Here is a 23849-nt window from a genome sequence, read left to right as displayed (position 1 = left end):
TTATGGTGGGTTTTACGATACCGATAATATTGTAGGAAGGAATTTTCATAAAAATGTAGAAAGTAATAGTAGTGATTTTGTTTTGCACGTTATTAATAAAAAGAGAAAGAATTGATACAGGTGCTGTTATGGATAGAAAAAAATTCAGATATACAAAAATCATTCTGTTTGCTCTGGTGGTAGCGGTGATTTCCGGTACAATAATCTATGGGCTGGATCAGTCAATCAAAAAAACAAGAAGAGAAATTGTTGCTGCACGCATACAGAATGTCGCGGATTATCAGATTCAGAATCTGATAAGAATGTACGAAAATTATACTGCTTCATGGGGCCATTTGATACGTCAGAATCACGGAGAGGTTTCGAATTTTCCTGAGCTGGCGCGAAAAATGTATACGGAGTGGAACAATCCCGCTATTATAAGCATCCGCCTTGCGCCGGACGGAATTGTGAATCAATACATTTATCCAAAAGGTGAAGAAGTCTATATAAATCTGTTTGAGGAAGCGGATCGCAGGAAGGAAGCTGAATACGCGCGGGATACCGGGGAAATGACGGTATCGGAGCCAATCAGGTACTATCCGAGAGATGACAGGGAAATTGTTATTCGAAATCCGATTTTCCTCAACAGCGGAAGAAAGAGCCGCGGTGAGTTTTGGGGGTTTTCTATTCTTATTTTGGATCATGAAAAGATGCTCAAATACACAGAGTTGTCTTCGCCTAATATTTTGTACGATTACAAGGTACAGAGCAGAATTGATGATGAGGACGGTCCTCACACGATTACAGAATCCGATACGGCTCCATTGGAGGATCCTGTCGACTATGAATTCCCGGTCGCAAATACTATGTGGAGGGTACAGGGAACCTGGCATGGCGGATGGATTACGCAGGACGAGCAAAGACTCGAGTGGCTTGTGTGGTTTATGACTGTGCTTATATCCACGTTCCTGTATGGATTTGCGGAGCGGCACAGACGTCTTATGACGGTTTCTTACACCGACGGACTTACTCAGGTTATGAATCGAAGCGCATTGCGAATCGCTTTTGAAGGTTTTTTTAAGAAGAAAAAGCGTATAAATGTAATGCTCTTTGATTTGGATTTTTTCAAGCAGATAAATGATACTTACGGTCATGAGGCAGGGGATTTTGTTCTCCAAAAAACAGGAGATATCCTATCGTCCATTTTTAGACAGGAAACCTGTTACCGCTACGGTGGCGATGAATTTTTGGTAATTGATGAATCCGACGCGAAAACAATGCAGGAAAAGATTGCGCGGCTCAGGAGCGGGCTCAGTGAGCTGAAGTATAAAGATACTGCGCTCAAGCTTACAATAAGCGGAGGCTGTGTGTCGGGAGTACCCAAAAACAAGGAAAATATGCGTGACATGCTTCATCGGGCGGATGAAAAACTTTACGATTCCAAGAAGGCAGGGAAAAATTCTGTGCAGTATGATGTCATGGAGTGCTTCCCGGAAAAGGAAATTGGGGAATAATAAAGCTCCATGCGTTTGCCCAAAAAGCAGCCTGAGTGTATTCTAAGGAGTGTTCAGATGAATCAGAAGGGAAGGGTGATTTATGCTTGAAATAATTGGGGCAGTTGTGGTTGCAGCTGTTGTAGCGGCACTTGCTATAACAGGTGTTGCTGTTGGAACCCTTGCAGCAATTGCGGTGGTCCTGGTGGTTATCGGGATTGTATGCGCGATGCTCGGTATTGCGTTTATATTCGTCGTGAAGGTTGCGGCGGCTATCATTATCGCAATGGTGCTGCAGAAGCTTTTGCCGATTTGCTTCGCGAGAATAGGGGAAACATTCCGGATTCCTGCGCTGCAGGACATGGGAACAATCGGGAAGCTGTCGTCGTTCCTGTCATGGATATGCGCAGTGTATCTTTGCTTTGTAAAATGGTAAAAAATCCGGTCACTCCTTAGCGGAGCGGCCGGATTTTTTGGTAGCTGTATCTCAGTAATTTTCAGCGTTGATTTCGAAGTAGCTCTGCGGATGTGCGCATACAGGGCATACCTGCGGTGCTTTTGTACCGACAACAATATGTCCGCAGTTGCGGCACTCCCAAACCTTGACCTCGCTCTTTTCGAATACCTGCTTCATTTCGACATTTTTCAAAAGTGCGCGGTAGCGCTCCTCGTGATGCTTCTCGATAGCTGCGACCATACGGAATTTCGCTGCGAGTGCGGTAAAGCCTTCTTCCTCGGCGGTCTTTGCAAAACCTTCGTACATATCCGTCCACTCGTAGTTTTCTCCGTCAGCAGCGTCCTTGAGATTGGCTGCGGTATCACCGATACCCTCGAGTTCCTTAAACCACATTTTTGCATGCTCTTTTTCGTTATCTGCGGTTTTGAGGAAAAGTGCAGCAATCTGTTCAAATCCGTCTTTCTTTGCTTTGGAAGCAAAATAAGTGTACTTGTTGCGTGCCTGGCTCTCTCCTGCGAAAGCAGCCTGAAGATTCTTTTCTGTCTGTGTTCCTGCGTACTTGTTGGCCATTTTGTTTTCCTCCTACTTGTCATAAATAACATAGATTGTTTTTTGAAAAATCTATTTATTATGAATATTATACATACTTCCCAATTAAAATACAATATAAGAAGTATGATATTATTCTAAAGCAGAAGTTATTGTTCTGTATGTAACAAAGTCACAGTAATGAATTTTTATGTGTGCGATACTTTATTCACTAAACAAGCAGAAAGAGGAAGGAAAATGTATTATGGGGAATGTAAAACGGCGGCATGCGGCCGTCGAGAGAGGTGTATGTGTTGCCTGCGGCAGCTGTGAGGATGTCTGTCCGCGCGGTGTAGTGAAGGTGATGAAGGGAAGCTATGCAGCGGTGGATATAAGCCTTTGTATCGGCTGTGGAAGATGTGAAATGGTCTGTCCTGCCGGAGCAGTGACTATGGAGGTGGCAGAATGAAGCCTATACAGCCCATTAAGAAGCGCTGGTACCATTACCTCTGGATATGGTCTGTGTTTTATTTTGCTATGGGATTTTTCAATATTATATTTGCCTGGCTGGGGCTAATAAGCTTTTTTCTGCCGTTTGTTTTTGCAATCGGCTTCGGCACAAAGGATTTCTGCAATAAATATTGTGACAGAGGCCAGCTTCTGCGCGTCATAGGAGGGCAGACAGGCTTTTCAACCGGAAAGCTGATGCCTTCGTGGCTCAGGAGTTCGTGGTTTCGCTATGGCTTTCTCACATTCTTCATGAGCATGTTCGGACAGATGCTTTATACGACTTATCTTGTGTCAGCAGGGGCGAAAGAGCTTTCCGAGGCAGTAACTCTTTTTTGGAGTATAAGAGTGCCGTGGGAATGGGCCTACACCGCGGGCAGTGTTGAACCTTGGCAGGCGCAGTTTGCCTTTGGACTTTATAGTCTTATGCTGACATCTGCGATTATAGGGATTTTACTTATGCTTTTGTTCAAGCCGAGGTCCTGGTGTGCTGTGTGTCCGATGGGAACGATGACGCAGATGATTTGTAAGGTTCGTAACAATAATGAATGATTTAATATATTAAAAAAGCCTTAGAATAGTCCAATTATTGGACTATTCTAAGGCTTTAACATTATTTGCTAAGATATTCCTGCCATACTTTCTCAGGTACGAGATTTCCTCCTGTTGCCCAACAGAGCTGTGTTGCGTTCTTCATCAGTGATGGAGTGAGGTCGTGTGCTTTCAGATAAGAAAGACCGTTCCGGGCATTCATGAGAGAGTGAGGCCCGATAAATGCGGCGCAGCTTGAAGGCTCGATGCGCACATCTTCCGTTTCCATGAGCATACGCATGAAGGTATACAGTTTTTCATCCTGTATCGTGAAATCTCCTGAAAGAAGGTTTCGGTCAATGCGCGTGACAAAACCCGAAGGGCTGGCACAGGCAAGACCGTCAGCCTCTGAAATGCCGTGTATATCAAAATCTGCGACATTTGCTTTTTCATATAAATCTGAAGCCATCCCGATAAGCACGGAGGGGAAGAGTACAGGTTCACAGAAGAATACGTGAACATTATCCCCAAAAATCCGTTTCAGCCCGTAAAGAATACCGCCCGGAGCCCCTCCGACGCCGCAGGGGATATATACGATAAGCGGATGCTCAGCATCAACAGTGATGTCCATTTCATCAAGCTGATGCTTCAGGCGTTTCGCGGCAACGGCATAGCCTAGGAAAAGGGCGACAGAATATTCATCATCAACAAAATAACTCATGGGATCCTCATCAGAAAGGCGGCGTCCCTCTGCTACAGCCTTGGAGTAGTCATCATTATATTCGATAACCTCTACCCCTTTTGAGCGCAGGAGGTCTTTTTTCCACTGCTTCGCATCAGCCGACATATGAACCTTGACGCGAAAGCCTAAGGCAGCGCTCATGATACCTATTGAAAGCCCCAGATTTCCCGTAGAGCCGACCTGTACTGTATAGCGGCTGAAGAAATCCTTATATTTCTTTTCTGCAAGCTGTTCATAATTGTCGGAATAGCTTAGAATACCGGCTTCTACAGCCAGAGCTTCCGCGTGCTTCAATACTTCATATATGCCACCGCGGGCCTTTACAGAGCCTGCTATTGGAAGGTGGCTGTCCATTTTGAGAAAAAGGCGTCCGGGGATGCTTATATCAAACTCTTTTTCCATGCGCCTTTGCATGGCTTTTATGTCTTTAAGGGGAGATTCAATGATTCCGCGGCTGTTCACCGTTTCGGGAAAGCATTTCATTATGTAAGGTGCAAATCTGTGCAGCCTTTTTTCCGCGTCTTCGATATCACTATCTGAGACTATGAGCTGACAAAGGGCATCAACCATGTCATATGGAAGATACTTGTCATTAAGCCATAGTGTTTCACGCTTTTCAGCGATATCCCTGAATACAGAGTCTCTTTTTATCATTTCTGATGCATATGCTTTCATAGTACAGAAATCACTTCGCTTTCGTATAAGTTTTGGAAGTCTTTATTTGTGCAGATGAAACGAGCAATCTCAATTTATCGTATCACTAAATTAGAATACATCAAACGTTTTTTCATAATTTCTTATCTTAGAAAATAAAAATACCCCGAACTAAAATAGAGCGGGGCATTTGGTAAATGATGGATATTACAATGAAATATTGAATGTGTTTTCAATATAATCACGGGCATCTGTTCCGTTGGCCTTAGATTCGTTATGAACCTTAGATTTATTTTCAAGAACAGCGTGATATATTATTTCTTCGATGCTTCCAGGTACAAGACGTTCCCATTGACGCGGGTCATAGCGTTTCTCATCAATATCGTTGCGCGGACGTCCGGTGACTTCCATTTCGCAAAGGAACTGAACCTGTTTATATTTTATACGAAGAAGATAATGTTCGAGGTAATATTTAGGCGCATAGGAGTAATCATCACGTCCCGAAGTATATTCTACAGGTGTGAGCTTTATCCAAACATCAATCATCTTTTCATCAATTGTCTGAGGCACTCGCGTATAATGAGCGGTTTTTCTGTCCATACTGTAGATGTAGGTTTCGTCACGATATATTTCGAAGTAACGGTCCTTTTTCTTTTTTTCAGCCTCGTCCTCGCCTGTTTCGCCCTTTTCTTCATCGGAGCCGTAGTTGCCCCTTTTTGAAGAGTTGGTAAACCAATCGTCAGCGTGAATGTCAGATTCATATTCGCTATCTTCTTCGATTTCCTCTGAACCACCTTCAAATGTGTTGTTTTTTGCATCCAAACTCGTGGTGAATAAAAGCATTGTTACTGTCATCACAATCGTAATCCATTTTCTATAGTGCACAGCTACCACTCCAAGTTCTAAGTTTTAGTAAGTTACGGCAATATCATCCATGACTTCTTTCATAGCTTCACGGACACCTTGCGAATATATGCGGGCACGACCGCGGTGACCGCCAGTTTCGCCATAGGCGGCTACATCACGGCGGTATAGATAATTTCCGCTCGCCATGTCAACAAAGCGAACACGAAGCCATACGGATTTTTTGCGAGTTACGCTTTGGTAGATGATAAAGTTATGTGTCTCTGCATAAGACGAGTCACCGTGAGAAATTGTTACTGCGAAAATATAATCATAATCACATGCACGTCCTGCGCGAACAAAGTCTTCGCGTGAAACATAAGAAATGTTGTTTGGTTGCCTTCCAGGCAATGGTAGACCATCTTTATCTAATGCGCGGGCGCCTCTGTTAATATTTTTCCCGCTATCTCCATTATCGTTGCTCCATTCCGTAGTTGAAGCAGACCACTCCTCATAACCCTTGTCTTCTTCGAATTGTAGGAGTTTCGTTACTACATCTGTTCCTTTCATAACAGCAAATTCTTCACGTGGGAATTTATTACGGATTTGTTTGTATATTTCATCTTTTACTTGGTCCTCAACGAGCAAATCTTCTGAACCGTCAATAACAACTGCAATTCGTATGCGTCCTTCCGGCCCGCTTGGCGGGTTCATGCCGTATATGATGCGTCGTGCGCGCTCATAGATAGCGCCACCACCCTGATAATCACGGCTTTTTTTCATTTCACGTTCTGCAACGCGTACTTCAGCGCGCGCTTCGGCAGTTTGTTCATAATAGCCTAGAAATAGAGCGCAGCAAAATATGCATAATGAAGCTGTAGTTACGAGTCCTTTCCATACGTTTGATCTCCGTTCCATGGCAAACGCCTTCCCTTCCTGCGGTGTATTGTCCGACAATCATTAAATCTAATATATAAATAATTCTATCATTATGCATTTACGTTTACAAGTGTGATTTACACTTATAAATATATGTGTAAATTAGCGTTTGTTTTTAACGTGTGCATTTTGCGTGAATATTTACATACAATGGTTCAAGAAGGAGGGTTCTTATGTTTTATGTAAAGAAGCCGGAAATGGTTAATAAAACATTTCGGTTGCCCGAAGATCTTATTAATCAATTGAGTGTAGTTGCTCAACAGCGGGGCGTGTCCATGAATAATCTTGTAGCTCAGTGCTGTTCCTATGCCCTGGCCCATCTGGCTGACTCGCCGAAGGAAGAGGTCGAGAAAAAAGTGTGATTTTTCATATTTAAAAAATAAAACGTCCGATGATATCGAAAGATACACGGGCGCATTTTTGCTTATCGTAAGATTTTTAGGGATGTAACTGGCAATAATACATGTATATTGACATGGTTAGCAGAGAAATATACCATGTATCTTAATATGAGAAAGGGAGTGGGATTCATGGAAGCAATATCGAGAGAAGATGCGCTGGCACTGCTGAAGAAATACAATAAGGATCCGTTTCACCTGCAGCACGCATTCACCGTCGAAGCTGTTATGAAATGGTTCGCAAAGGAAATGGGCTATGGAGACGATGCGGATTACTGGGGTATTGTCGGGCTTTTGCATGACATTGACTTTGAGCTGTATCCCACAGAGCACTGCATAAAAGCACCTGAGCTTTTGCGTGAGGGCGGGGTAGGGGAGGACATCATTCATGCGGTTGTATCTCACGGTTATGGGATTACAATCGGGAATGGAACAACCCTTGATACCAAGCCGGAGCATACAATGGAAAAGGTGCTGTTTGCAGTAGATGAGCTTACAGGGCTTATCGGAGCGGCAGCGCTTATGCGTCCTTCCAAGAGTACAAAGGATATGGAGCTTAAATCGCTCAAGAAGAAATATAAAAGCAAGGGGTTTGCCGCAGGATGTTCACGTGAAGTTATAGAACGCGGAGCAGAGCAGCTGGGATGGGAGCTTGATAAGCTTTTAACGCTCACACTGCAGGCTATGGCAGCTACGGAGGATGAGCTTCGCAGGGAAATTGAAAATTGACATGGAAAAGACCGAATCACCGTGAATTTTCACTGTGGTTCGGCCTTTTTTGCGTGTCAGAACAATTCTTTGAGTACTTCAATCAGCTTTTGGGTGTTTTCCTCCGTTGTGGCCCAGCTGGTGGCAAATCGTATTACGGTGTGGGTTTCATCATATTTTTCCCAGAAGCCGTAGTTGCCCTTTTTTGAAGAGTTGGTAAACCCATCGTCAGCGTGAATGTCAGATTCATATTTGCTATCTTCTTCGATTTCCTCTGAACCACCTTCAAATGTGTTGTTTTTTGCATCCAAACTCGTTGTGAATAAAAGCATTGTTACTGTCATCACAATCGTAATCCATTTTCTATAGTGCACAGCTACCACTCCAAGTTCTAAATTTTAGTAAGTTACGGCAATATCATCCATGACTTCTTTCATAGCTTCACGGACACCTTGCGAATATACATTTGTTTTTAGTGTGTGCATTTTGCGTGAATATTTACATACAATGGTTCAAGAAGGAGGGTTCTTATGTTTTATGTAAAGAAGCCGGAAATGGTTAATAAAACATTTCGGTTGCCCGAAGATCTTGTTAATCAATTGAGTGCGGTCGCACAGCAGCAGGGTGTATCAATGAATAATCTCGTTGCCCAGTGCTGCGCTTATGTGCTGGCACATCTTGCCGAACAGCCGGAAAAGGAAGCAACAGAAAAATAGCATTTTACCGGCCCGGATCAATAAATTTAGTTTCTCCGTTCTTTTTCATTGCAATATCCGGATGAAATCGGATGCAAAGCAGGGTTCGATGAAATCTTCAGTACATCTTGATTGATTAACTTAGTGGAAGTAGAATGTGTATGCAGTTTGCAGAATAGGGAAGGGGTAAATAAATGAGCCACAAACACCACAGAAAAATTGTCGTAAGCGGGATGCTTATGGCTGTTATCATTGCACTGTCAGGATTCTATATACCTGTCGGAGCTTCGAAATGCTTTCCCATTCAGCACATGGTCAATGTGCTTGCGGCGGTGCTGCTTGGACCATGGTGGGGAGTTGCGATTGCTTTTTGCGCTTCGCTTTTGAGAAATTTGATGGGAACAGGAACGCTTTTGGCATTCCCAGGAAGTATGGCAGGTGCTCTTTTATGCGGGATTATGTATCACTATACCGGAAGGCTGAGCCTTACATGCGCCGCGGAGGTTGTGGGAACAGGTATTGTCGGAGGTCTTCTTGCTTATCCTGTGGCGGTATTTCTGCTTGGAAGAGAGGCGGCTCTGTTTGCTTTCGTGATGCCGTTTCTTATAAGCACAGCGGGTGGATCGCTTGCGGCAGCTTTTTTGGTGAAAGGACTTGAGCGTTCGCGTGTCCTTTCGTATATGAGGGAAAGAATTTTAAATAGGCGGTAGACACGAAAAAAGACCGAATCGCGGCGATTTTCAGCCTTTGATGCGGTCTTTTTTCTTTGTGGGTTAAAATAATCCTTTTAGAACTGCAATCAGCTTTTGGGTGTTTTCTTCTGTAGTGGCCCAGCTGGTGGCAAATCGTATTACGGTGTGGGTTTCATCATATTTTTCCCAGAAGCCGTAGTTGACCTTTTCCTTTAAGGCAGGGAGCTTTTCGTTGGGGAAAATCACAAATGTCTGATTTGAAGGAGTATCAAAGAAAAGCGGAAGTCCAAGCTTTCCAAGCGCAGCACGTATGGTTTGCGCGTTTTTTATTGCGGAAGCTCCTATGTGTTCGTAGAGTCCGTCATGGAAAAGTACATGGAACTGCGCACCAAGCAGCCATCCCTTGGCCAGCAGTGCACCGTGCTGCTTTATTGATGTGAAGAAAAAAGGAATGTATCCGCGTTTCGGGATTACGACGGCTTCGCCGATAAGTGCGCCGCATTTTGTTCCACCGATGTAGAACACATCACACAGAGAGGCCAGGTCTCTGAGGGTGATATCGTTCTCCGGAGATGCAAGAGCGTAAGCAAGCCGGGCACCGTCGAGATAAAGAGGGATATTGTATTCGCGGCAGATATCCGAAAGGGCTCTTAGCTCCGATTTTGTGTAAAGGGTACCGTATTCTGTAGGATTGGATATGTATACCATGCCGGGCTGTACCATGTGTGTGCAGTTATCATCGGCGTAAAAATCCTTCAAATATTTTTTTACATCCGAGGCATTAAGTTTTCCGAGCTTGTGAGGGAGCTGGATAACCTTATGGCCTGTAAACTCTATTGCGCCGGCTTCGTGAAGGCTGATGTGTCCTGTGTCGGCGGCAATGACTCCTTCGACACCGCGCAGAACTGAGTCGATGACAACCGCATTCGTCTGAGTTCCTCCGGAAAGGAAAAACACCTCACCCTCCGGACAGCCGCAGGCGGCAAGGATCTCCTCTTTTGCATCTGCACAAACAGAATCTGTACCATAGCCGGTCATTGGAGTAAGATTGTTTTTTTCAAGACAGCGGAGTATTTCAGGGTGCGCGCCCTCCATGTAGTCTGACGCGAATGGCAATAAATTGTTCATGAGAAGCCTCCCGTAGTGATTAGTACCGTTCGTAAGGTGTTCTGTGTGAGCAGCCGCTATCCTGGATTTTAACAAAAATAAGGAGGAAGCACAAATAGACAAGCTTTAGGAAATTCATACTAAATCTATATGTATATATTGACATTCTTTTAATAGGTAAATATCATATACACATAATATGAATTAGGGGGAATGAATTATGAAGCTGAAAAGATTCGGGATTCTGGTTATAGGGCTGGTTTCTCTTATGATGCTGATTTTGACAGGCTGCGGCGGAACAGAGCAGAAGGAGACAAAGCCTGCGGCTGCGGAAGCTCAGGGAGAGAAGCCTGCCTGTTGCAGCGGTGAGATGAAAGAGATAAAAATAGGTGCGACGGCGGGGCCTCATGCTGAGGTTGCAGAAGCAGTGGCAAAGGAAGCCGCACAGCACGGATTAATGGTGAAGGTTATTGAGTTTTCAGATTACATAACGCCGGATAAGGCACTGGCGGATGGAGAGATTGATTTAAACAGTTATCAGCATGAGCCGTTTTTGAAGAATTTCGCGGCGCAGAATAATGCGGAGCTTTCACCTATTGGAACAACAATCCTGATGCGGATGGGCATTTACAGCGATAAGGTGAAGAATGTCACGGAGCTGCCGGATGGCGCGAAGGTTGCTATTCCAAATGATCCGACGAACGGCGGACGTGCGCTGATGCTGCTGGCAAAGGCCGGAGTCATAACTCTGCCGGAAAACAGTTTTAAGGCAACGGTGCAGGACATTCAATCGAATCCGAAAAATCTGAAGTTCATTGAACTTGAGGCGGCACAGCTTCCGAGAAGCCTCAGTGATGTGGATGCGGCGGTTATCACGATGAACTATGTCATGAGCGGCGGCCTTGATGTAGAAAAGCAGGGGATATTCCTTGAGGATAAATCCGAGCCATTGGCTGTGATGGTGCTGGCGGCACGCACGAAGGACAAGGATAATGCCGAGTATAAGAAAATCGCGGAGATTTTCCACTCTGAGGCGGTGCGTAAGTTTATCGCAGAGAAGTATAAGGGTACGATTGTACCGGCAGAATAAGGGCAGTAGAAAAAATACACTTTGACGAAATGCGGAAGCATTTTATCAAAGTGTATTTTTCTTTTTGAATCTAATCAAATAATAGTTCTATCTTGAATTATTTGTATAAGCACACAGTCATTGCTTGGAATGATATTAAAGCGCTTTTAGGCGTGAGTTCACCTACAGCAATTCGAATCATATCCGCAATGGTTGCAAACAAGACCGTGGGCCGAAGCGAGAGGGGAAAACATTAAATATATGAAGATAACTAATAGGTAAAAGCTGTGTTATACTGAACTGGAACATTAAAATTTTTATATGCCTTTGCGGAAAGGAATGAAAAGCCGATGGAAAATAATCAACAGAACCAACAGAGTGAGAAAATGAAAAAAAGATTACAGGCGATTGGAGAGGATGACAAGTTTTGGAACGCAAAGGTATTATCTGATTTTCCTACTGTTATTGCGGTTGAGTATGTCGAATTGCGAAAATTATTTCAGCAGAAAAATACTTATGGCGCAATGCTCAAGATTAAAGATATTTACGAGTTGATGCTTAGATATCCGCTGGTGCTTGCTTTGTCTTATCTGGATTCAAGTGCAGATGGAAATATAGCTGCAGATGATGTGTATATAAAGGCAATGCGGGATTTGTTTGATGGGAAAAATGGGCTTACTTTAGGTAGTTGGGTAAAGTTTACGCGTGATCACTTTTTAAAAAATGAACAATTGCCGGAGTGCCTTAAGAATGTTTTGAAGACTACTGTTGAAACACTATATAAACAAACGAATAAGCATGATTTTGTGAATTGGCGGAATGAGAAGATTGGTCACGGGGCATTGAAAGCAGAATATGACCTCGAGTTTTGTAACGAAATAATATTTTATGCAGAAAAAATTAATAATGGAAAATTTGTAGACGGTTTAAGCGAACAATATAAAAATGCCAAGCTGTATATAGATAATACATTGATGCGGGGTGTAGAAAAGCTTGATAAATTAGAAAATGGAGGGGAATTGAAGCTAGAACTGACAGAGTCTGATTATTTTAAAAAAGATGATGAAATAAGATACATTTATATACGGGACAGGCATTTATTTTTGTTTGATCATTTTTTGCGTAAGGACGCGCATAAGGAACAAAGGATAAAATGTCTTGATTATTTGCATGCTGATTATCATGATGAGAAGTCAGAATATTTTGAGAGATTGCGCAACCAAATTGCAGATAGGAATGAAAAAATACGGTATACGCAAGTTTCTATGGGTGATGAAATTCCTCAAAACAGAGAATTAAGTGATCTTGTAAACAATTTTAACAAAGAAATGGAAAAAGATTATGTAGAACCTGAGTATATAAATAATTGGGTTAAGTCATGGTTTGTTGGGGACTCGGTTAAAAGTGGCTGTTTTGCATTAATTATGGAACGTGGTATGGGTAAAAGCGCGTTTTCAGCTAAACTGGATCAAAGGTATTCTGACAGTGTCCGGTTGGATAAGGATTGTTCACTGGATAATTATGTTATCAGGACTTATCATTGTTCGAGGCAAAATCTGTTTACGGCAGATGATTTTATTATTCAGATTAATGAAATGTTTCGTGAGCAAAAGCAGGCAAAAGATGATTCATATTTAAAAGACGTATACGATTATTTGTTGTGCTCCGAAGACATTGAAATGGGAGAGAAAAATAAAATTGCAGAGTTGTTAAGATATTACCAAGAGGAATATGCGAAAAGAGATAAAGATAAACTACTGCTGATAATTGATGGACTGGATGAAATAAAGGATTTTCGTATTTTTGATGTTTTTCCGACAGAGGAAGAATTATCAGATGGAGTATACGTACTCTATACTGCCAGAACAAAAGAAGAAATTCCCGCTTTATGGGATTATATTGGCCCGCTGCTGCCAAAAGACGAAAATAGAATAAAGTGTGTCCATACCAGTAACGAGGAACATGTTAACTGTATTAAAAAATTTCTAAAAAAAGCTGCAGGTGTGGATTTAGAACCGCTGGCAATGCAATGCCAAAACTTTCTTGTTGCGAAGTTTTATTTAGTGTCCTCCATAGATGTATCAGGAACTGATAATTTAAGAGAGTTGTTTTTGAGATACATTGATGCTTTGGAAAAATCTTATGGGAAATGGGAATTTGACAAAAAAATAGTTCCGTATTTGATTTTGTTTGCAATATTTAAAGACGGAATAAGTTTTAAAGATGTATGCGTAATAGAGGAGGTAAGTAACGGGGATAGATTAAGCTTTTTAGGAGTGTTATATGATTTAGAACCTATTTTATCAAAAGATACGCAAGCTGGATCGGGAGCAATATATCGCCTGGCAAATATAGCCTATTTTGATTTCCTTGAAGAAAAATATGGGGAAAATATTAAAGAAAAAAAAGACAGGCTGTTGGAAGAATTCAAAGAAATAGTAGGATTTAAGGAAATAGAGGGTTTAGAGACAATAAGCGACGCAGCTGCTTCGGATGATAATTGTTTAAAGTCGATATACGAATTGAAGATTGGATATGGGGAATTTTGGAGAAAAAAAGGATTCGAATACGAAAAATTTCGGTGTATAAATGATCAATTACAAAATATAGCTGCGGAGAAATCCGATGCTCTTTTTTGGGCGAAATACCTCATTACACTTTTCCGAATTTATGAATCAAATGATTTTATTTCTTATAATGTTACAAGACAAGAAGTATTTGCATATTTAGAGACTCTGGAAGTTGGTAATGATGCTAGGCAAGGAGTGCTTGCATATTTAAATAGTCTTGAGCATGAAAAGAAACATCTGTGGACAGTATATGATTTATATGCGCTTTTGATTATAGGGGAGAAGTACAGGAAAATCATACCTGAAGAAAAGAAGGAGCAGCTTTTTTCACTGTTTATGACTGCAGTAGTGGAGTTTTTGTCCTGTAGTGAGAAAAATAATTATTACCAGATATTTTGTTTGTTAACGGAAAATATCGAAGCGTTTATGTTCTCGGGTAGAGTAGGTGGGGTATGTTATCTTTTGGGAAGTGAAATGACACAGGAAGATGAAAAGAAAGTTCAGCAAATATATTTTTCTTACAACAAAATTTTAAGTATGGCTGACCAGAAAAATGACAGTTTTGAATGGTTGTTTAAATGGTTAGAAAAAAGACCGATTATTCTGATTGATAGATGGATGTTGCGTTTAATTAAGAACTTTGCTGCCTATAAGATGCGTTTCTCTGATGATGGCAAATATCGAAAAATAGTTGAAAATATTGAACAGCTTCAGAGGGAACGACCTATAGACTTTTTTTCAGATATACGGGAATATATGAAAGATATTTTTTATTTATTCCCTAAATCTGACAGAGATAATAGGTTAAAAGAATACGATAGGGAAGAGCGCATAAAAGATTACATACGGCACGCAGAGTATCATATGAAAATTGATGATCCGGAATTATCTCCGATGGAAATTTTTTTAGAAAGCCCAGTAAACTGTTCCAGTTTATTTTGGCCTTTTGAAGGTACATATTTAAAATATTTAAACCCTTTGGGTTATATTCAGGCGAGACAGTATAGGAAAGAACGGGAAAAATTTTTGGAAGGATTTAGAACGAACAAGCGCTTTTCAGAAGCTGTTAATGACAATACTATCATTTTGTTTTTTGCTGTGGCCATAGGGTTGGTACTCCAATATGAGCAAGAAGGAAAGCTGAATAAGGTCAAAAAGATATTTGATTTGAGCTGGCAATATATGGATATTGGTTATATGAATATTGAAGAACTGGGATTTGAAATTGAAGATTATTTCGATGAAAAGGCGGTTTTGGTATTATATTTTTATGCAGCTGCTGTAACTTGGCTTGCAGGATATGCTTATAAAATGGGGGACAAGGATAAGGCTGCTGAGTACGCAGAGGAGGTTTTAAGATTTTGTCATGAAAACAAAGAATATATAAAAGCAGCAGAAAAATATAATGAGGATTTTTGGCATGAATTGCAAATAAAATATACACAATGTTGGTTAATTCGGTTTAATGGGTCAGGAGTCAGGTACAATTCATATGTTTTTGTGGATGATGTGTTAAAAAATCTTTTACATAAAGAAGATATATCCAGTCTTCGCTATGCGGTGGACCTTTTGTTTTTCAAATTTATACTGGCAGATTTAATGCAGGATTATGGGGAAACTAAGGCTATTTTACATCAAATTAGAGTGATAGCTGATAAAATTAAACATAAGGAAGATTCAGAAGGAGATCTATTGATAATTAAAATTATTGAGAGATTTGTTAACCTGGTAGCATATTTTCGCAATTGCACGCAAAAAAAGTATTTGCCGTTTGGTGCAGCCTGTCGGATTTTTTTCGAAAAAGGAATGCATAAAACTGATTTTTATCACACTATACAATCAACTGATTTTTATGGCAGTATAAAATTAAACATCAATAGGTTAATGAACAACAGAAAGTACCTGTATTTTGATGAGAATGATTATTTTTGCAATGAGGTAACACAAATAGGGGAAATGATATTTGCTATGATGCGTTTTGACAATAAAATTGTTAGTGCTTATTTGGACTTTGTCAGTGATGAACTGTTGACACCTGAGATTCGCAAGTATGTATTAGAGTATTCAGATAGAGAATTGATTAATGAGCGCGATAAGAAAAATAATGTTTTAAAAATAGACAATATAGGGAAGGGTGCTATGAATTTTCCTGTGTATTTTTACTTAAAGAAAAAGATAACTATCCATTTTTGGGAGAACATCTTTCATGAAAATGAATATGGAGAATTGGATGATATACTTAAGCAGCACCAAGAGTATAGGAATCAGTTGTTTGATGAGGAATAAAAAGAGAGAAAATAATTTAAAAAAAATATCGTGGTTTGAATTAGTGCTGAAAAATTGTGGCGCGGATAATCTAAACAATTAAAACCGAGCTTTTCAAAAAAAGGAGGAAAACGAAGTGACAGGAATGTTAAGGTATGTTGCTGGGGGTTCACTGATAATTTGGGTTATAGCAAATTTAGTGCTAGTACTTAATATATACGTTTGTTTGTTGATTAGAGGTGTATGTGTTTTTTCCCTTGTATGCGCGTTAATTCTTTTTTTCTTGAGATTTGGGCGAGAAAATAGGTCAGGGCTATCCCATACTATATGGATGGCGGTTCTTACCTTGTTCATGGGTTTTATGGTTGCGTGTCTGTGGGCTGTCCTCTTTTTGGATAATACTGCTTGTGGCGCTTACAAGAATTTAGTCGAGAACATCGAGAAAATTGATTACGAGGTGAGAACAATTTTGTCGGAAGAGGCTGATATGGAAACGAAAATACAAAAAATACAAAATAAATTTGATTTAAGTACGGGAAATACAGGAGTAACGATATATTCAGGGGATGAAGTATTATTTGATGGATTTCAACAAGCTCAATTGTCAGGGGAATTGTATACGCGCGCTGCGTTAAGTACAAATGAACTTGATAGGGGGGAATACGTAATCGTAATTGGCGTTAAGGTAAATACAATTAGAGAAGAAATCAAAGAATTATATCACTTTTGTACTGAATATGCTGGTGGAAGTTTATTATTAATTTATTATTTTATCGGTTTCATTTACATATGGTTACTGGCAACGATTATTTGTATCTTTTTTGTAGTACAGGAGCTTATGGGATGGGGGCATAACGATTGGTATTATGATGTGTTGAGGAATGAACGAAATAGAAGGATAGAAGCGGAGGCCTTGCTGGATGCATTAAAGGGGAAATTTCCTGAAGGTTAATATATAAATTGAATAAAATATTTTTTCATGCAAAAACAATTAAGCTCTATAGAAAGGGTTATATACCAATTTCTATAGAGCTTAGTTGCTTTGCGTATGTGCAGTTCGTAAATAATGTGGCAATGATCTTTATAAAACGGGGATATATTCTATTTGCCAGAGTTTAGCCTGTTTATCGGGGATGGGAGCACCACAGTCCAACTGATTTACAAATTCAGTAAACGGACGGAAGTAGCGTCGCATTGATTCAGGAGTTTCAGGCTTCATGAAGGCAGAAAAGTCAGCTTTTAATCTTGTTATATTTTCTTTTGAGTTTGTTCCAAGCAGTATAATGCGTTCAAGCTCCATGACAAGTCCTGCGGCACGGGAGGTGTATCGTTCCGGGAATTTCATTGATGCATCAATCGCTTTCTGATACCAGTCTTTAGCCTGGCTTTTTTTAGTCAAGGCTCCACAGGTTGCCATTCGCCAAAAAATAATGTTATTTGGATATCCGTCTTCGATACGGATATCTTTGCTTGATTGATCAAATACTTTCGCCAATTCTTTCCCCAGCGGAACGTCAGAAAGCATAGATAATGCCATGATATTTGAATAATGCATCATTGCGAATAGTTTTGAGGCACCTTTCTGCTCAAGTATACTATGCATAAGTTCATTTAGATTTGAATTATCTTCCAGGCCTACAGATTTTGCTAATGCACGTACAGCAGCGTCATATTTCCGATCCCTATACTCGACTTGAGCTAAGTATAGGGCATCCCTTTGTATGTCACTTGAGGATGTGAACTGTTTACATGCCAGCGTGTAATCACCGCGTGCATATTCATATTCTGAGGGATTATTTGCCCCTAAAAAGCATCTTGTTGTTATAGATGATCCGTATACAGAACCAAGTGTTTGGGATTTGATGTCTGATGAATAATCTTTTAACTCATCAACCAGTTTCAAAAGTTCAACAACGGATGTTAATATTTTTTTGAGTTTATTTAATTCCGTCAGCGCTTCTTCAAATGCAAAAATGTTTTTTAAGTGTTCGATCTCACGTAATTTATAACGTAATAAAGTATTTAGCTTGTCTGTGGAAGGTGGAATTTCCTTTAGGGCACAGAGGCATTTTTCTTTTTCGGATATCTCGGTTAGGGTATCTCCGGCATGTGTTGCAGTTGTCAGCCGGAAAAAATGCAAGTCGAAATAATATTCATATACATCAATGCCCAATTCTTTCAGAAATGGAATGAATTCGTTATCAATGGCTTCCATATAACGATTTGCCACGTCATACTGCCTTTTGGTAACTAAATCATGCAAGTATTGCGATAGAACGGATGTGACTATTTTTCTTTCGGATGCATCGGAATTTAAGAAAAAGTTTCTTACCCATCTCTTGAAATCATCTGTGTAACTTACCAACTCCTGCTTCAGTCCGCCATACCAGAGGAAAATTCCTTCTGCATAGTGGTTTTGCAAAAAGCAGTCTTGCACTCTAGTCCATGCATCTTTTTCAGGTACAGAGTAATGCAAACATGGTAAAGCTCTTACGATAGTTAACTCCGGGGCTTTAAAGCTGCTCTTGCCTCCCCTAAGTGCGAAACAACATGCATCTGCAAGCATCAATAAGTAATTTTTTTCAGCATTTCCTGTTTGATATGAAATTGGTTTAATACGTTTTTGCTCAAAGCTTGGCAGTTTTGCGATTAGCAGAGCTACACGCTCTTTGATTCTTTGTATGTATTCTGGTTCGGGAATACGTATCTTTTGCGCTGTTACCTCACGAAGTTTATCCTGCTGTCGATGTGCATAAACAATATTTAACGCAATGTTGTCTGAGGGATGTTTTTTCAGTAATTCCTTTAAAAGAGCCAGAACACCTTCCGCAAAAATGTTCAAGTATGTTGTGTCACTATCGACTATGATATTGCCCTTTTGATTTCGAAAATCTACAAGTACTGCACCGCTTTTACAAAGAGTTTGCAGTAAATATGAAATATAGGCAGGAATCTCTGAATCTTTGGAGTGCATTGCATGAAATGGATTAGTCTTTATATTTGAATATTTTGGGTTGCTTTTTTTGACTTCTAAAAATAATGCTTGTGCATCATTTTCGCCGATATTTTGCGTGGGGATGAGATACCCTCCAACCATGGAAGGTTTTGCTTTAGAGTACTGCTCTTTGAAGTTGCCACTTTCATCTAGCACTAACGAGAATTTAAGGTTCATTTTAAGCCTCCTTTATGGTATAAAAACAGTCAACCATATTATAAAACATTTAGATAACAAATTGAATCTATAAAAGATTTCAGCACCTGTCTGTTCAAAGAAGATTCTTGTGGCATTATGGGCTTTGAGTTTGATTAACATAAGTGTGAGAATATCGTTTGATTTATAATCATAAGTAGGAGTCAAGTAGAAAAATTATGTTATACTGAATTTGATGATGGCAGGATTCATTAAGACTTTGGAAGAAGGTGCTTGAACATGAACGTAATTAGAGACCGTTTTTTCATTTTTTTTATGGCCTTTTTGACGTTATATGCTTCTGCCGGAGAGGCTTCGAATCGTTTTTTGGCGCTTGATGGCTCAGGACTGTCAGAAGGGGTATTTAGAAGGATTGAGGAACAGATAGAGTCGGATATTGCTGACGGATTTACGTCGGCACAGCTTGTTGTAAGGCGGCACGGCAGGCTTGTGTATCAAAATGCCTGGGGCAGGGTAAACTCGTACGCGAAGAATGGTGAGAGGATTGCTTCTGCGCCTGCTGTGACTAATGATACGCTTTATGATTTGGCTTCAAATACGAAGATGTACGCGGTGAATTATGCGCTGCAGTATCTTGTCTCTCATGAGGGCTTTGATCTGGACACAAGGATATCAGATATACTGGGCAGGGAATTTTCCGATGATGTAACTTACATTGCCTATAAAGAAGGGGATAATGTTCCTCTTTTGCAGCAGAGACGATGGAAGGCCGGACTCACTGTGCGGAATCTTTTGGAGCATCAGGGGGGATTCCCTGCAGGCCCTGCTTACCATAAGTTGAAGTATGACCAGGAAACTCAGGAGTGGCAGACAGACAGGGAGAATGTGCTTTACGCAGGGGCAGGGGCGGACAGTGCAACAAAGGAACGCACCTGGAAGCGGATATGTCAAACGCCTCTCCTTTATGAACCGGGAACAAAAACATTGTACTCGGATGTGGATTATATGGTGCTTGGCCTTGTCGTTGAAAAATTAACGGGAAAGGGGCTTCAGGAGTATTTGTCTGAGATTTTCTGGAGACCTATGGGGTTAAAGCATATCACTTACCGCCCACTGGACAACGGATATGAAAAGCATGACTGCGCGGCAACTGAGCTGAACGGCAATACCCGTGATGGTGCGGTGTATTTCCCGGGGGTGCGTACGGGAACGCTTCAGGGAGAGGCGCATGATGAGCTTTGCTGGTACTGTATGGCTGGAATATCGGGGCACGCGGGGCTTTTTGCAAATGCAGGAGATCTTGCACGGCTTGCAGAGCTTATGCTCACCGGTAAATACGGCGGCGAGGAGTATTTTTCACCTGAGGTGATTGCTGAGTTTACTGAGAACAGCGGAACCGGCTACGGTCTTGGCTGGTGGGTGCAGGGAGACCATGAGTGGGACAGCTTTTTCGGGGAGAATGCACCGGCCACGGTTTTCGGGCATCAGGGCTGGACAGGGACATTGACCGTTATAGACCCGGAGCATGATATGGTGATTGTATATCTCACCAATAAAATAAACACACCCATTGAAGATCCCGCGGCTGACGCCAACGGCTTTTCCGGAGGCAGGTATGTTTCCGGCAGGCTGGGCTTTGTTCCACGGTGGATTTATGGGGATTTGCTGAGCAGGGAAAAATCACGGTAGGGGAGCAGGGAAAGCAGATTGGAAAATAAGGACGTTTTTGAACAGGTTAATGAAAAGCAGAGACAGGTAATAGACACCCTTGACCGCAATGTTTTGCTTTTGGCATCGGCAGGAACAGGGAAAACGGGGACTCTGGCGCGGCGAATCGCGAAGATACTTGATAAAAAGCTGGCAGAGCCTGAGGAAATACTTTGTCTTACCTTCACCAACAAAGCATGTCAGGAGATGAAGGAACGTATCGTAAAATACGTTGGCTCACCGGGGCATAAGGTAGTGGTGCGTACGATACACAGCTTCTGCTTTGATGTGATTCGGCAGGAGGCAAAAAGAAAGACGGATTTCTTTACGGATTTTATGATTTTTGATGAGGAGGACTGCGCGGAACTGATTGCGCAGATAAATCCGAACCGTCTGCCTGTTGGGACACTGCAGAATTTTATCAATACGGTAAAGGTAAAGCGGACGGAGTACGGTATTTTTTCCGGGGATGCAAGAGACGATTACAGGGATACTGTCCGCAGGCTGTTTGATGAGCTGGGAGATGAGGGCGTATATAACTTTTTCATGGACAGCAAATTCGAATTTCGTGCGGAGATGGCTTCAGAGATGGCAGCGCGCGGGGAAGAATATGTGCTGCTCTATAATCGCCTTATGCATGATGAGCACGGACTGGATTTCAATGATTTGATTTTGGGCACATATGACCTTTTCAGGCAGGAGGAGGTCTGTATGCGCTGGCGTGAAAAATTCCGCTTTATAAATATAGATGAGGTGCAGGATACCAACGAGCTTGAGTATGATATCCTTTCGAAGCTGTTTGGCGATAATCATATCCTGCTCAGCGGAGACTACTATCAGACTATTTATGAATGGCGGGGTTCCAGACCGTCACGGATTTTTGAACGGTTTGAAAGGGAATGCAGTCCTGTTCGCATAATTCTCGAGGAAAATTATCGTGCCACAAGGACATTGGTGCAGGCTTCATACGCGTGTCTTGATTCTTTTTTCGGCGGCAGGGCAGCTGAATGGGAAGGGAAAATAAGGGCGGCTTCACCTGAAAAGGGGAAGCCTATAATGCTTAAAGCCTGTATGTCAATGAATGAGGAAGCGGAGTGGATTTATCACTGCATAGAAAATCTTCCCTGTGACGACCCTTCGAAGGTCTGTATTCTTACACGGAGCAACGCATACAACAAACAGCTCTGTCAGTATTTGCAGCGTGTAACGCCTGTGGAACGCAGGGTGGATTTTTTCCTGGCGGATGAGATGAAGCTTTTCCGCAGGCAGGAGGTAAAGGATGCGCTGGCGTTCGTGAAGCTTACGTTGAATAAATACGATGCGGCGAGTATGAAGCGTATTCTGAAGCGGTTTGTGACGGGTATCGGTCAAAAGACGATAGATAAAATTGAGTCTGAGAAAATGCGTGAATCGGGGCTTCGCCTGACAGATTTCCTCGATGAGAGCATTCTTCAGGATGGGGACAGCTACGCACGGCTCATCCGTGAGTACGATGCAGGGAATGTAGTGGTATTTGATGTTGAGTCCACAGGCGTAGATACAACGGAGGATGAGATAATACAGATTGCCGGAGTGCGCCTTGGCGCAGATGGAGGCATAACCGGAAAGTTTAACCGTCTTTTGCGGAATACAAAGCCGGTCGGGATGTCGGAGACAGTGCACCACATATCCGACGAAAAGCTGGCAAAGGAAGGCGGCGATCCGAGGGAGGTCATAACAGAGTTCCTTGAATTCATACGGGGAAGTCTTATTGTCGGGCATAATGTGTCCTTTGACCTCAGTATCCTGCTCAGTGAAACGGAAAGATTGGGGCTTTCACGGCCTGATTTTGCAGGCTGGTATGATACTCTTGACATATACAGACGTTTTTATCCAAGGCTCACAAATCACAAGCTTGAATCTCTTGGCGCGTACATAAAGGTCAGCCATCCGTCCACACACGACGCGTTCGACGATATATGTGCTACCGCGGAGCTTCTTTCATATGCAGTCAGGGAAAATATTCGCCCGACGCAGGATATCCGCCGTCAGTGTATCGCAAAATACGGGCATTTCTTTGAGCAGATTGCGGGGTCTATTGCGGAGCTGCATAGGGAAATTATGCGAAAGCGTCCGATTGAATTCCTGGAGTGCATTATCAAAAATCATCTGCTTGCCTACTATAGAAAAGAAGAGCGAAGGATGGAGCATCTTCGTGAGCTCTACCGTGCAATGCGTAAGTATGATACGGGAGAGCAGAGTACACATGATACGCTCATACGGTTTATACGTACGGCAGCGCTTTCAACAAACCCGCTCGATGCAGGTACACAAAGACAAGAGAAGGTGCCGATTATTACGGTGCATCAGGCAAAGGGCATGGAGTTTGATTACGTCTTTATTGCAGGTCTTCATGAGAATGGATTTCCCAGCTACCGCGCAGTAAAGGACGGAAACCGTGCGGAGGAGCAGCGGCTGTTCTATACGGCTGTTACACGGGCAAGAAAACAGCTTTTCCTGTCGTGGTGTCAGTATGTGAAAAATCATAAAGAACAGATGGAGAGTACGTTCATTGCGTCAATACCGAAAAACTGCATTGTTTATTGTTTATAACTCGGTAAAAGATGTCTCCCACTTCTGGAAGTGGGGGCTGGGACTAATAACAGGCGGTGAGCATATCTCCCGCCTCGTTGAAACGCTGACAGAGGAAGTTTTGCCTTTGGCAAAACTGGAACAAAGGCGTTATGATGGTTAAAATTTAATTAAAAACAGAAAATTCAGAAGGATTTTGTAATTCTGTATAGTATATTATCAAGACATAGGAGAAAATGG

Annotated in this window: 20 protein-coding genes; 13 read left to right on the top strand and 7 right to left on the bottom strand. The window is 41.8% G+C overall.

What is annotated here, in order from left to right; all coding sequences use genetic code 11:
- Nucleotides 1–128 precede the first annotated feature (128 nt).
- On the top strand, nucleotides 129–1496 hold the full coding sequence (locus BUA83_RS09520) for a sensor domain-containing diguanylate cyclase (protein WP_144340530.1): 1368 nt from the start codon (nucleotides 129–131) through the stop codon (nucleotides 1494–1496).
- An 82-nt stretch (nucleotides 1497–1578) separates the two neighbouring features.
- Complete coding sequence (locus BUA83_RS09515; RefSeq protein ID WP_072936016.1) at nucleotides 1579–1911, top strand: hypothetical protein; 333 nt, start codon at nucleotides 1579–1581, stop codon at nucleotides 1909–1911.
- A 51-nt stretch (nucleotides 1912–1962) separates the two neighbouring features.
- Here the strand turns inward: BUA83_RS09515 and rbr are convergent, their stop codons facing one another.
- Complete coding sequence (gene rbr / locus BUA83_RS09510; RefSeq protein WP_072936015.1) at nucleotides 1963–2502, bottom strand: rubrerythrin; 540 nt, start codon at nucleotides 2500–2502, stop codon at nucleotides 1963–1965.
- Nucleotides 2503–2725: 223 nt separating this feature from the next.
- Between rbr and BUA83_RS09505 the strand changes: the two genes are divergently transcribed.
- Together BUA83_RS09505 and BUA83_RS09500 are read left to right on the top strand one after the other, a co-directional pair.
- The gene (locus tag BUA83_RS09505) at nucleotides 2726–2929 is read left to right on the top strand and encodes an ATP-binding protein (RefSeq protein WP_072936014.1); all 204 of its coding nucleotides are present in this window, start codon (nucleotides 2726–2728) and stop codon (nucleotides 2927–2929) included.
- On the top strand, nucleotides 2926–3519 hold the full coding sequence (locus tag BUA83_RS09500; RefSeq protein WP_072936013.1) for a 4Fe-4S binding protein: 594 nt from the start codon (nucleotides 2926–2928) through the stop codon (nucleotides 3517–3519). Before BUA83_RS09505 ends, BUA83_RS09500 begins: the two co-directional genes overlap by 4 nt.
- Before the next feature lie 61 nt (nucleotides 3520–3580).
- Here the strand turns inward: BUA83_RS09500 and dsdA are convergent, their stop codons facing one another.
- From dsdA to BUA83_RS09485, 3 genes are all read right to left on the bottom strand, one after another.
- A complete protein-coding gene (gene dsdA, locus BUA83_RS09495) occupies nucleotides 3581–4894 on the bottom strand; it encodes a D-serine ammonia-lyase (protein WP_072936074.1) in 1314 nt (437 codons plus the stop codon).
- A gap of 207 nt (nucleotides 4895–5101) precedes the next feature.
- Nucleotides 5102–5779 carry a hypothetical protein gene (locus BUA83_RS09490; RefSeq protein WP_072936012.1) on the bottom strand — a complete coding sequence of 226 codons (678 nt, stop codon included), beginning with the start codon at nucleotides 5777–5779 and terminating at the stop codon, nucleotides 5102–5104.
- Between the two features lie 24 nt (nucleotides 5780–5803).
- Nucleotides 5804–6655, bottom strand: coding sequence for a hypothetical protein (locus BUA83_RS09485; RefSeq protein WP_072936011.1), 852 nt, complete (start codon nucleotides 6653–6655; stop codon nucleotides 5804–5806).
- 194 nt (nucleotides 6656–6849) lie between these two features.
- On the opposite strand from BUA83_RS09485, the gene BUA83_RS09480 reads away from it, so the two are divergent.
- Entirely contained in the window at nucleotides 6850–7038 is a 189-nt protein-coding gene (locus BUA83_RS09480) for a hypothetical protein (RefSeq protein WP_072936010.1), read from the top strand.
- Nucleotides 7039–7206: 168 nt separating this feature from the next.
- Nucleotides 7207–7803, top strand: coding sequence for a hydrolase (locus BUA83_RS09475; protein WP_072936009.1), 597 nt, complete (start codon nucleotides 7207–7209; stop codon nucleotides 7801–7803).
- A 56-nt stretch (nucleotides 7804–7859) separates the two neighbouring features.
- Here the strand turns inward: BUA83_RS09475 and BUA83_RS12840 are convergent, their stop codons facing one another.
- The gene (locus BUA83_RS12840; protein WP_072936008.1) at nucleotides 7860–8156 is read right to left on the bottom strand and encodes a hypothetical protein; all 297 of its coding nucleotides are present in this window, start codon (nucleotides 8154–8156) and stop codon (nucleotides 7860–7862) included.
- A gap of 156 nt (nucleotides 8157–8312) precedes the next feature.
- Here BUA83_RS12840 and BUA83_RS09465 point away from each other — a divergent pair, with 156 nt between their 5' ends.
- Nucleotides 8313–8498 (top strand): toxin-antitoxin system HicB family antitoxin, encoded by a 186-nt coding sequence (locus BUA83_RS09465; RefSeq protein WP_072936007.1) that lies wholly within the window; start codon nucleotides 8313–8315, stop codon nucleotides 8496–8498.
- A 173-nt stretch (nucleotides 8499–8671) separates the two neighbouring features.
- Nucleotides 8672–9187, top strand: coding sequence for an energy coupling factor transporter S component ThiW (gene thiW / locus BUA83_RS09460; RefSeq protein WP_072936006.1), 516 nt, complete (start codon nucleotides 8672–8674; stop codon nucleotides 9185–9187).
- Nucleotides 9188–9250: 63 nt separating this feature from the next.
- Here thiW and BUA83_RS09455 read toward each other — a convergent pair whose 3' ends face one another.
- Nucleotides 9251–10297: a threonine aldolase family protein gene (locus tag BUA83_RS09455; protein WP_072936005.1), complete on the bottom strand. Its 1047-nt coding sequence runs from the start codon at nucleotides 10295–10297 to the stop codon at nucleotides 9251–9253.
- A 199-nt stretch (nucleotides 10298–10496) separates the two neighbouring features.
- Between BUA83_RS09455 and BUA83_RS09450 the strand changes: the two genes are divergently transcribed.
- The 3 genes from BUA83_RS09450 to BUA83_RS09440 all read left to right on the top strand — a co-directional run bounded on the left by BUA83_RS09450 (nucleotide 10497) and on the right by BUA83_RS09440 (nucleotide 17132).
- Nucleotides 10497–11366 (top strand): MetQ/NlpA family ABC transporter substrate-binding protein, encoded by an 870-nt coding sequence (locus BUA83_RS09450; RefSeq protein WP_072936004.1) that lies wholly within the window; start codon nucleotides 10497–10499, stop codon nucleotides 11364–11366.
- Nucleotides 11367–11695: 329 nt separating this feature from the next.
- The gene (locus tag BUA83_RS09445; protein ID WP_072936003.1) at nucleotides 11696–16201 is read left to right on the top strand and encodes a hypothetical protein; all 4506 of its coding nucleotides are present in this window, start codon (nucleotides 11696–11698) and stop codon (nucleotides 16199–16201) included.
- Nucleotides 16202–16316: 115 nt separating this feature from the next.
- Nucleotides 16317–17132: a hypothetical protein gene (locus BUA83_RS09440; RefSeq protein WP_072936002.1), complete on the top strand. Its 816-nt coding sequence runs from the start codon at nucleotides 16317–16319 to the stop codon at nucleotides 17130–17132.
- A gap of 129 nt (nucleotides 17133–17261) precedes the next feature.
- Here the strand turns inward: BUA83_RS09440 and BUA83_RS09435 are convergent, their stop codons facing one another.
- The gene (locus BUA83_RS09435) at nucleotides 17262–19352 is read right to left on the bottom strand and encodes a hypothetical protein (RefSeq protein WP_072936001.1); all 2091 of its coding nucleotides are present in this window, start codon (nucleotides 19350–19352) and stop codon (nucleotides 17262–17264) included.
- A gap of 258 nt (nucleotides 19353–19610) precedes the next feature.
- Between BUA83_RS09435 and BUA83_RS09430 the strand changes: the two genes are divergently transcribed.
- Both BUA83_RS09430 and BUA83_RS09425 read left to right on the top strand, forming a co-directional pair.
- The gene (locus BUA83_RS09430) at nucleotides 19611–21020 is read left to right on the top strand and encodes a serine hydrolase (RefSeq protein ID WP_072936000.1); all 1410 of its coding nucleotides are present in this window, start codon (nucleotides 19611–19613) and stop codon (nucleotides 21018–21020) included.
- 18 nt (nucleotides 21021–21038) lie between these two features.
- On the top strand, nucleotides 21039–23630 hold the full coding sequence (locus BUA83_RS09425; protein WP_072935999.1) for a 3'-5' exonuclease: 2592 nt from the start codon (nucleotides 21039–21041) through the stop codon (nucleotides 23628–23630).
- Nucleotides 23631–23849 lie beyond the last annotated feature (219 nt).

Origin of the sequence: Schwartzia succinivorans DSM 10502, assembly GCF_900129225.1 — a bacterium.
Taxonomy (GTDB): Bacteria; Bacillota; Negativicutes; order Selenomonadales; family Selenomonadaceae; genus Schwartzia; species Schwartzia succinivorans.
Note: the sequence above shows the minus strand (reverse complement) of the source record. Positions and strands in the feature narration are given on the sequence as shown.

Excerpts from the sequence above, each read along its gene's own strand:
- BUA83_RS09515 (WP_072936016.1), top strand. The coding sequence starts at position 1,579 with ATGCTTGAAATAATTGGGGCAGTTGTGGTTGCAGCTGTTGTAGCGGCA.
- BUA83_RS09450 (WP_072936004.1), top strand. The coding sequence starts at position 10,497 with ATGAAGCTGAAAAGATTCGGGATTCTGGTTATAGGGCTGGTTTCTCTT.
- BUA83_RS09500 (WP_072936013.1), top strand. The coding sequence starts at position 2,926 with ATGAAGCCTATACAGCCCATTAAGAAGCGCTGGTACCATTACCTCTGG.
- BUA83_RS09455 (WP_072936005.1), bottom strand. The coding sequence starts at position 10,297 with ATGAACAATTTATTGCCATTCGCGTCAGACTACATGGAGGGCGCGCAC.
- BUA83_RS09430 (WP_072936000.1), top strand. The coding sequence starts at position 19,611 with ATGAACGTAATTAGAGACCGTTTTTTCATTTTTTTTATGGCCTTTTTG.
- BUA83_RS09465 (WP_072936007.1), top strand. The coding sequence starts at position 8,313 with ATGTTTTATGTAAAGAAGCCGGAAATGGTTAATAAAACATTTCGGTTG.
- BUA83_RS09505 (WP_072936014.1), top strand. The coding sequence starts at position 2,726 with ATGGGGAATGTAAAACGGCGGCATGCGGCCGTCGAGAGAGGTGTATGT.
- BUA83_RS09520 (WP_144340530.1), top strand. The coding sequence starts at position 129 with ATGGATAGAAAAAAATTCAGATATACAAAAATCATTCTGTTTGCTCTG.
- BUA83_RS09435 (WP_072936001.1), bottom strand. The coding sequence starts at position 19,352 with ATGAACCTTAAATTCTCGTTAGTGCTAGATGAAAGTGGCAACTTCAAA.
- BUA83_RS09445 (WP_072936003.1), top strand. The coding sequence starts at position 11,696 with ATGGAAAATAATCAACAGAACCAACAGAGTGAGAAAATGAAAAAAAGA.
- BUA83_RS09480 (WP_072936010.1), top strand. The coding sequence starts at position 6,850 with ATGTTTTATGTAAAGAAGCCGGAAATGGTTAATAAAACATTTCGGTTG.
- BUA83_RS09485 (WP_072936011.1), bottom strand. The coding sequence starts at position 6,655 with ATGGAACGGAGATCAAACGTATGGAAAGGACTCGTAACTACAGCTTCA.
- dsdA (WP_072936074.1), bottom strand. The coding sequence starts at position 4,894 with ATGATAAAAAGAGACTCTGTATTCAGGGATATCGCTGAAAAGCGTGAA.
- rbr (WP_072936015.1), bottom strand. The coding sequence starts at position 2,502 with ATGGCCAACAAGTACGCAGGAACACAGACAGAAAAGAATCTTCAGGCT.
- BUA83_RS09475 (WP_072936009.1), top strand. The coding sequence starts at position 7,207 with ATGGAAGCAATATCGAGAGAAGATGCGCTGGCACTGCTGAAGAAATAC.
- thiW (WP_072936006.1), top strand. The coding sequence starts at position 8,672 with ATGAGCCACAAACACCACAGAAAAATTGTCGTAAGCGGGATGCTTATG.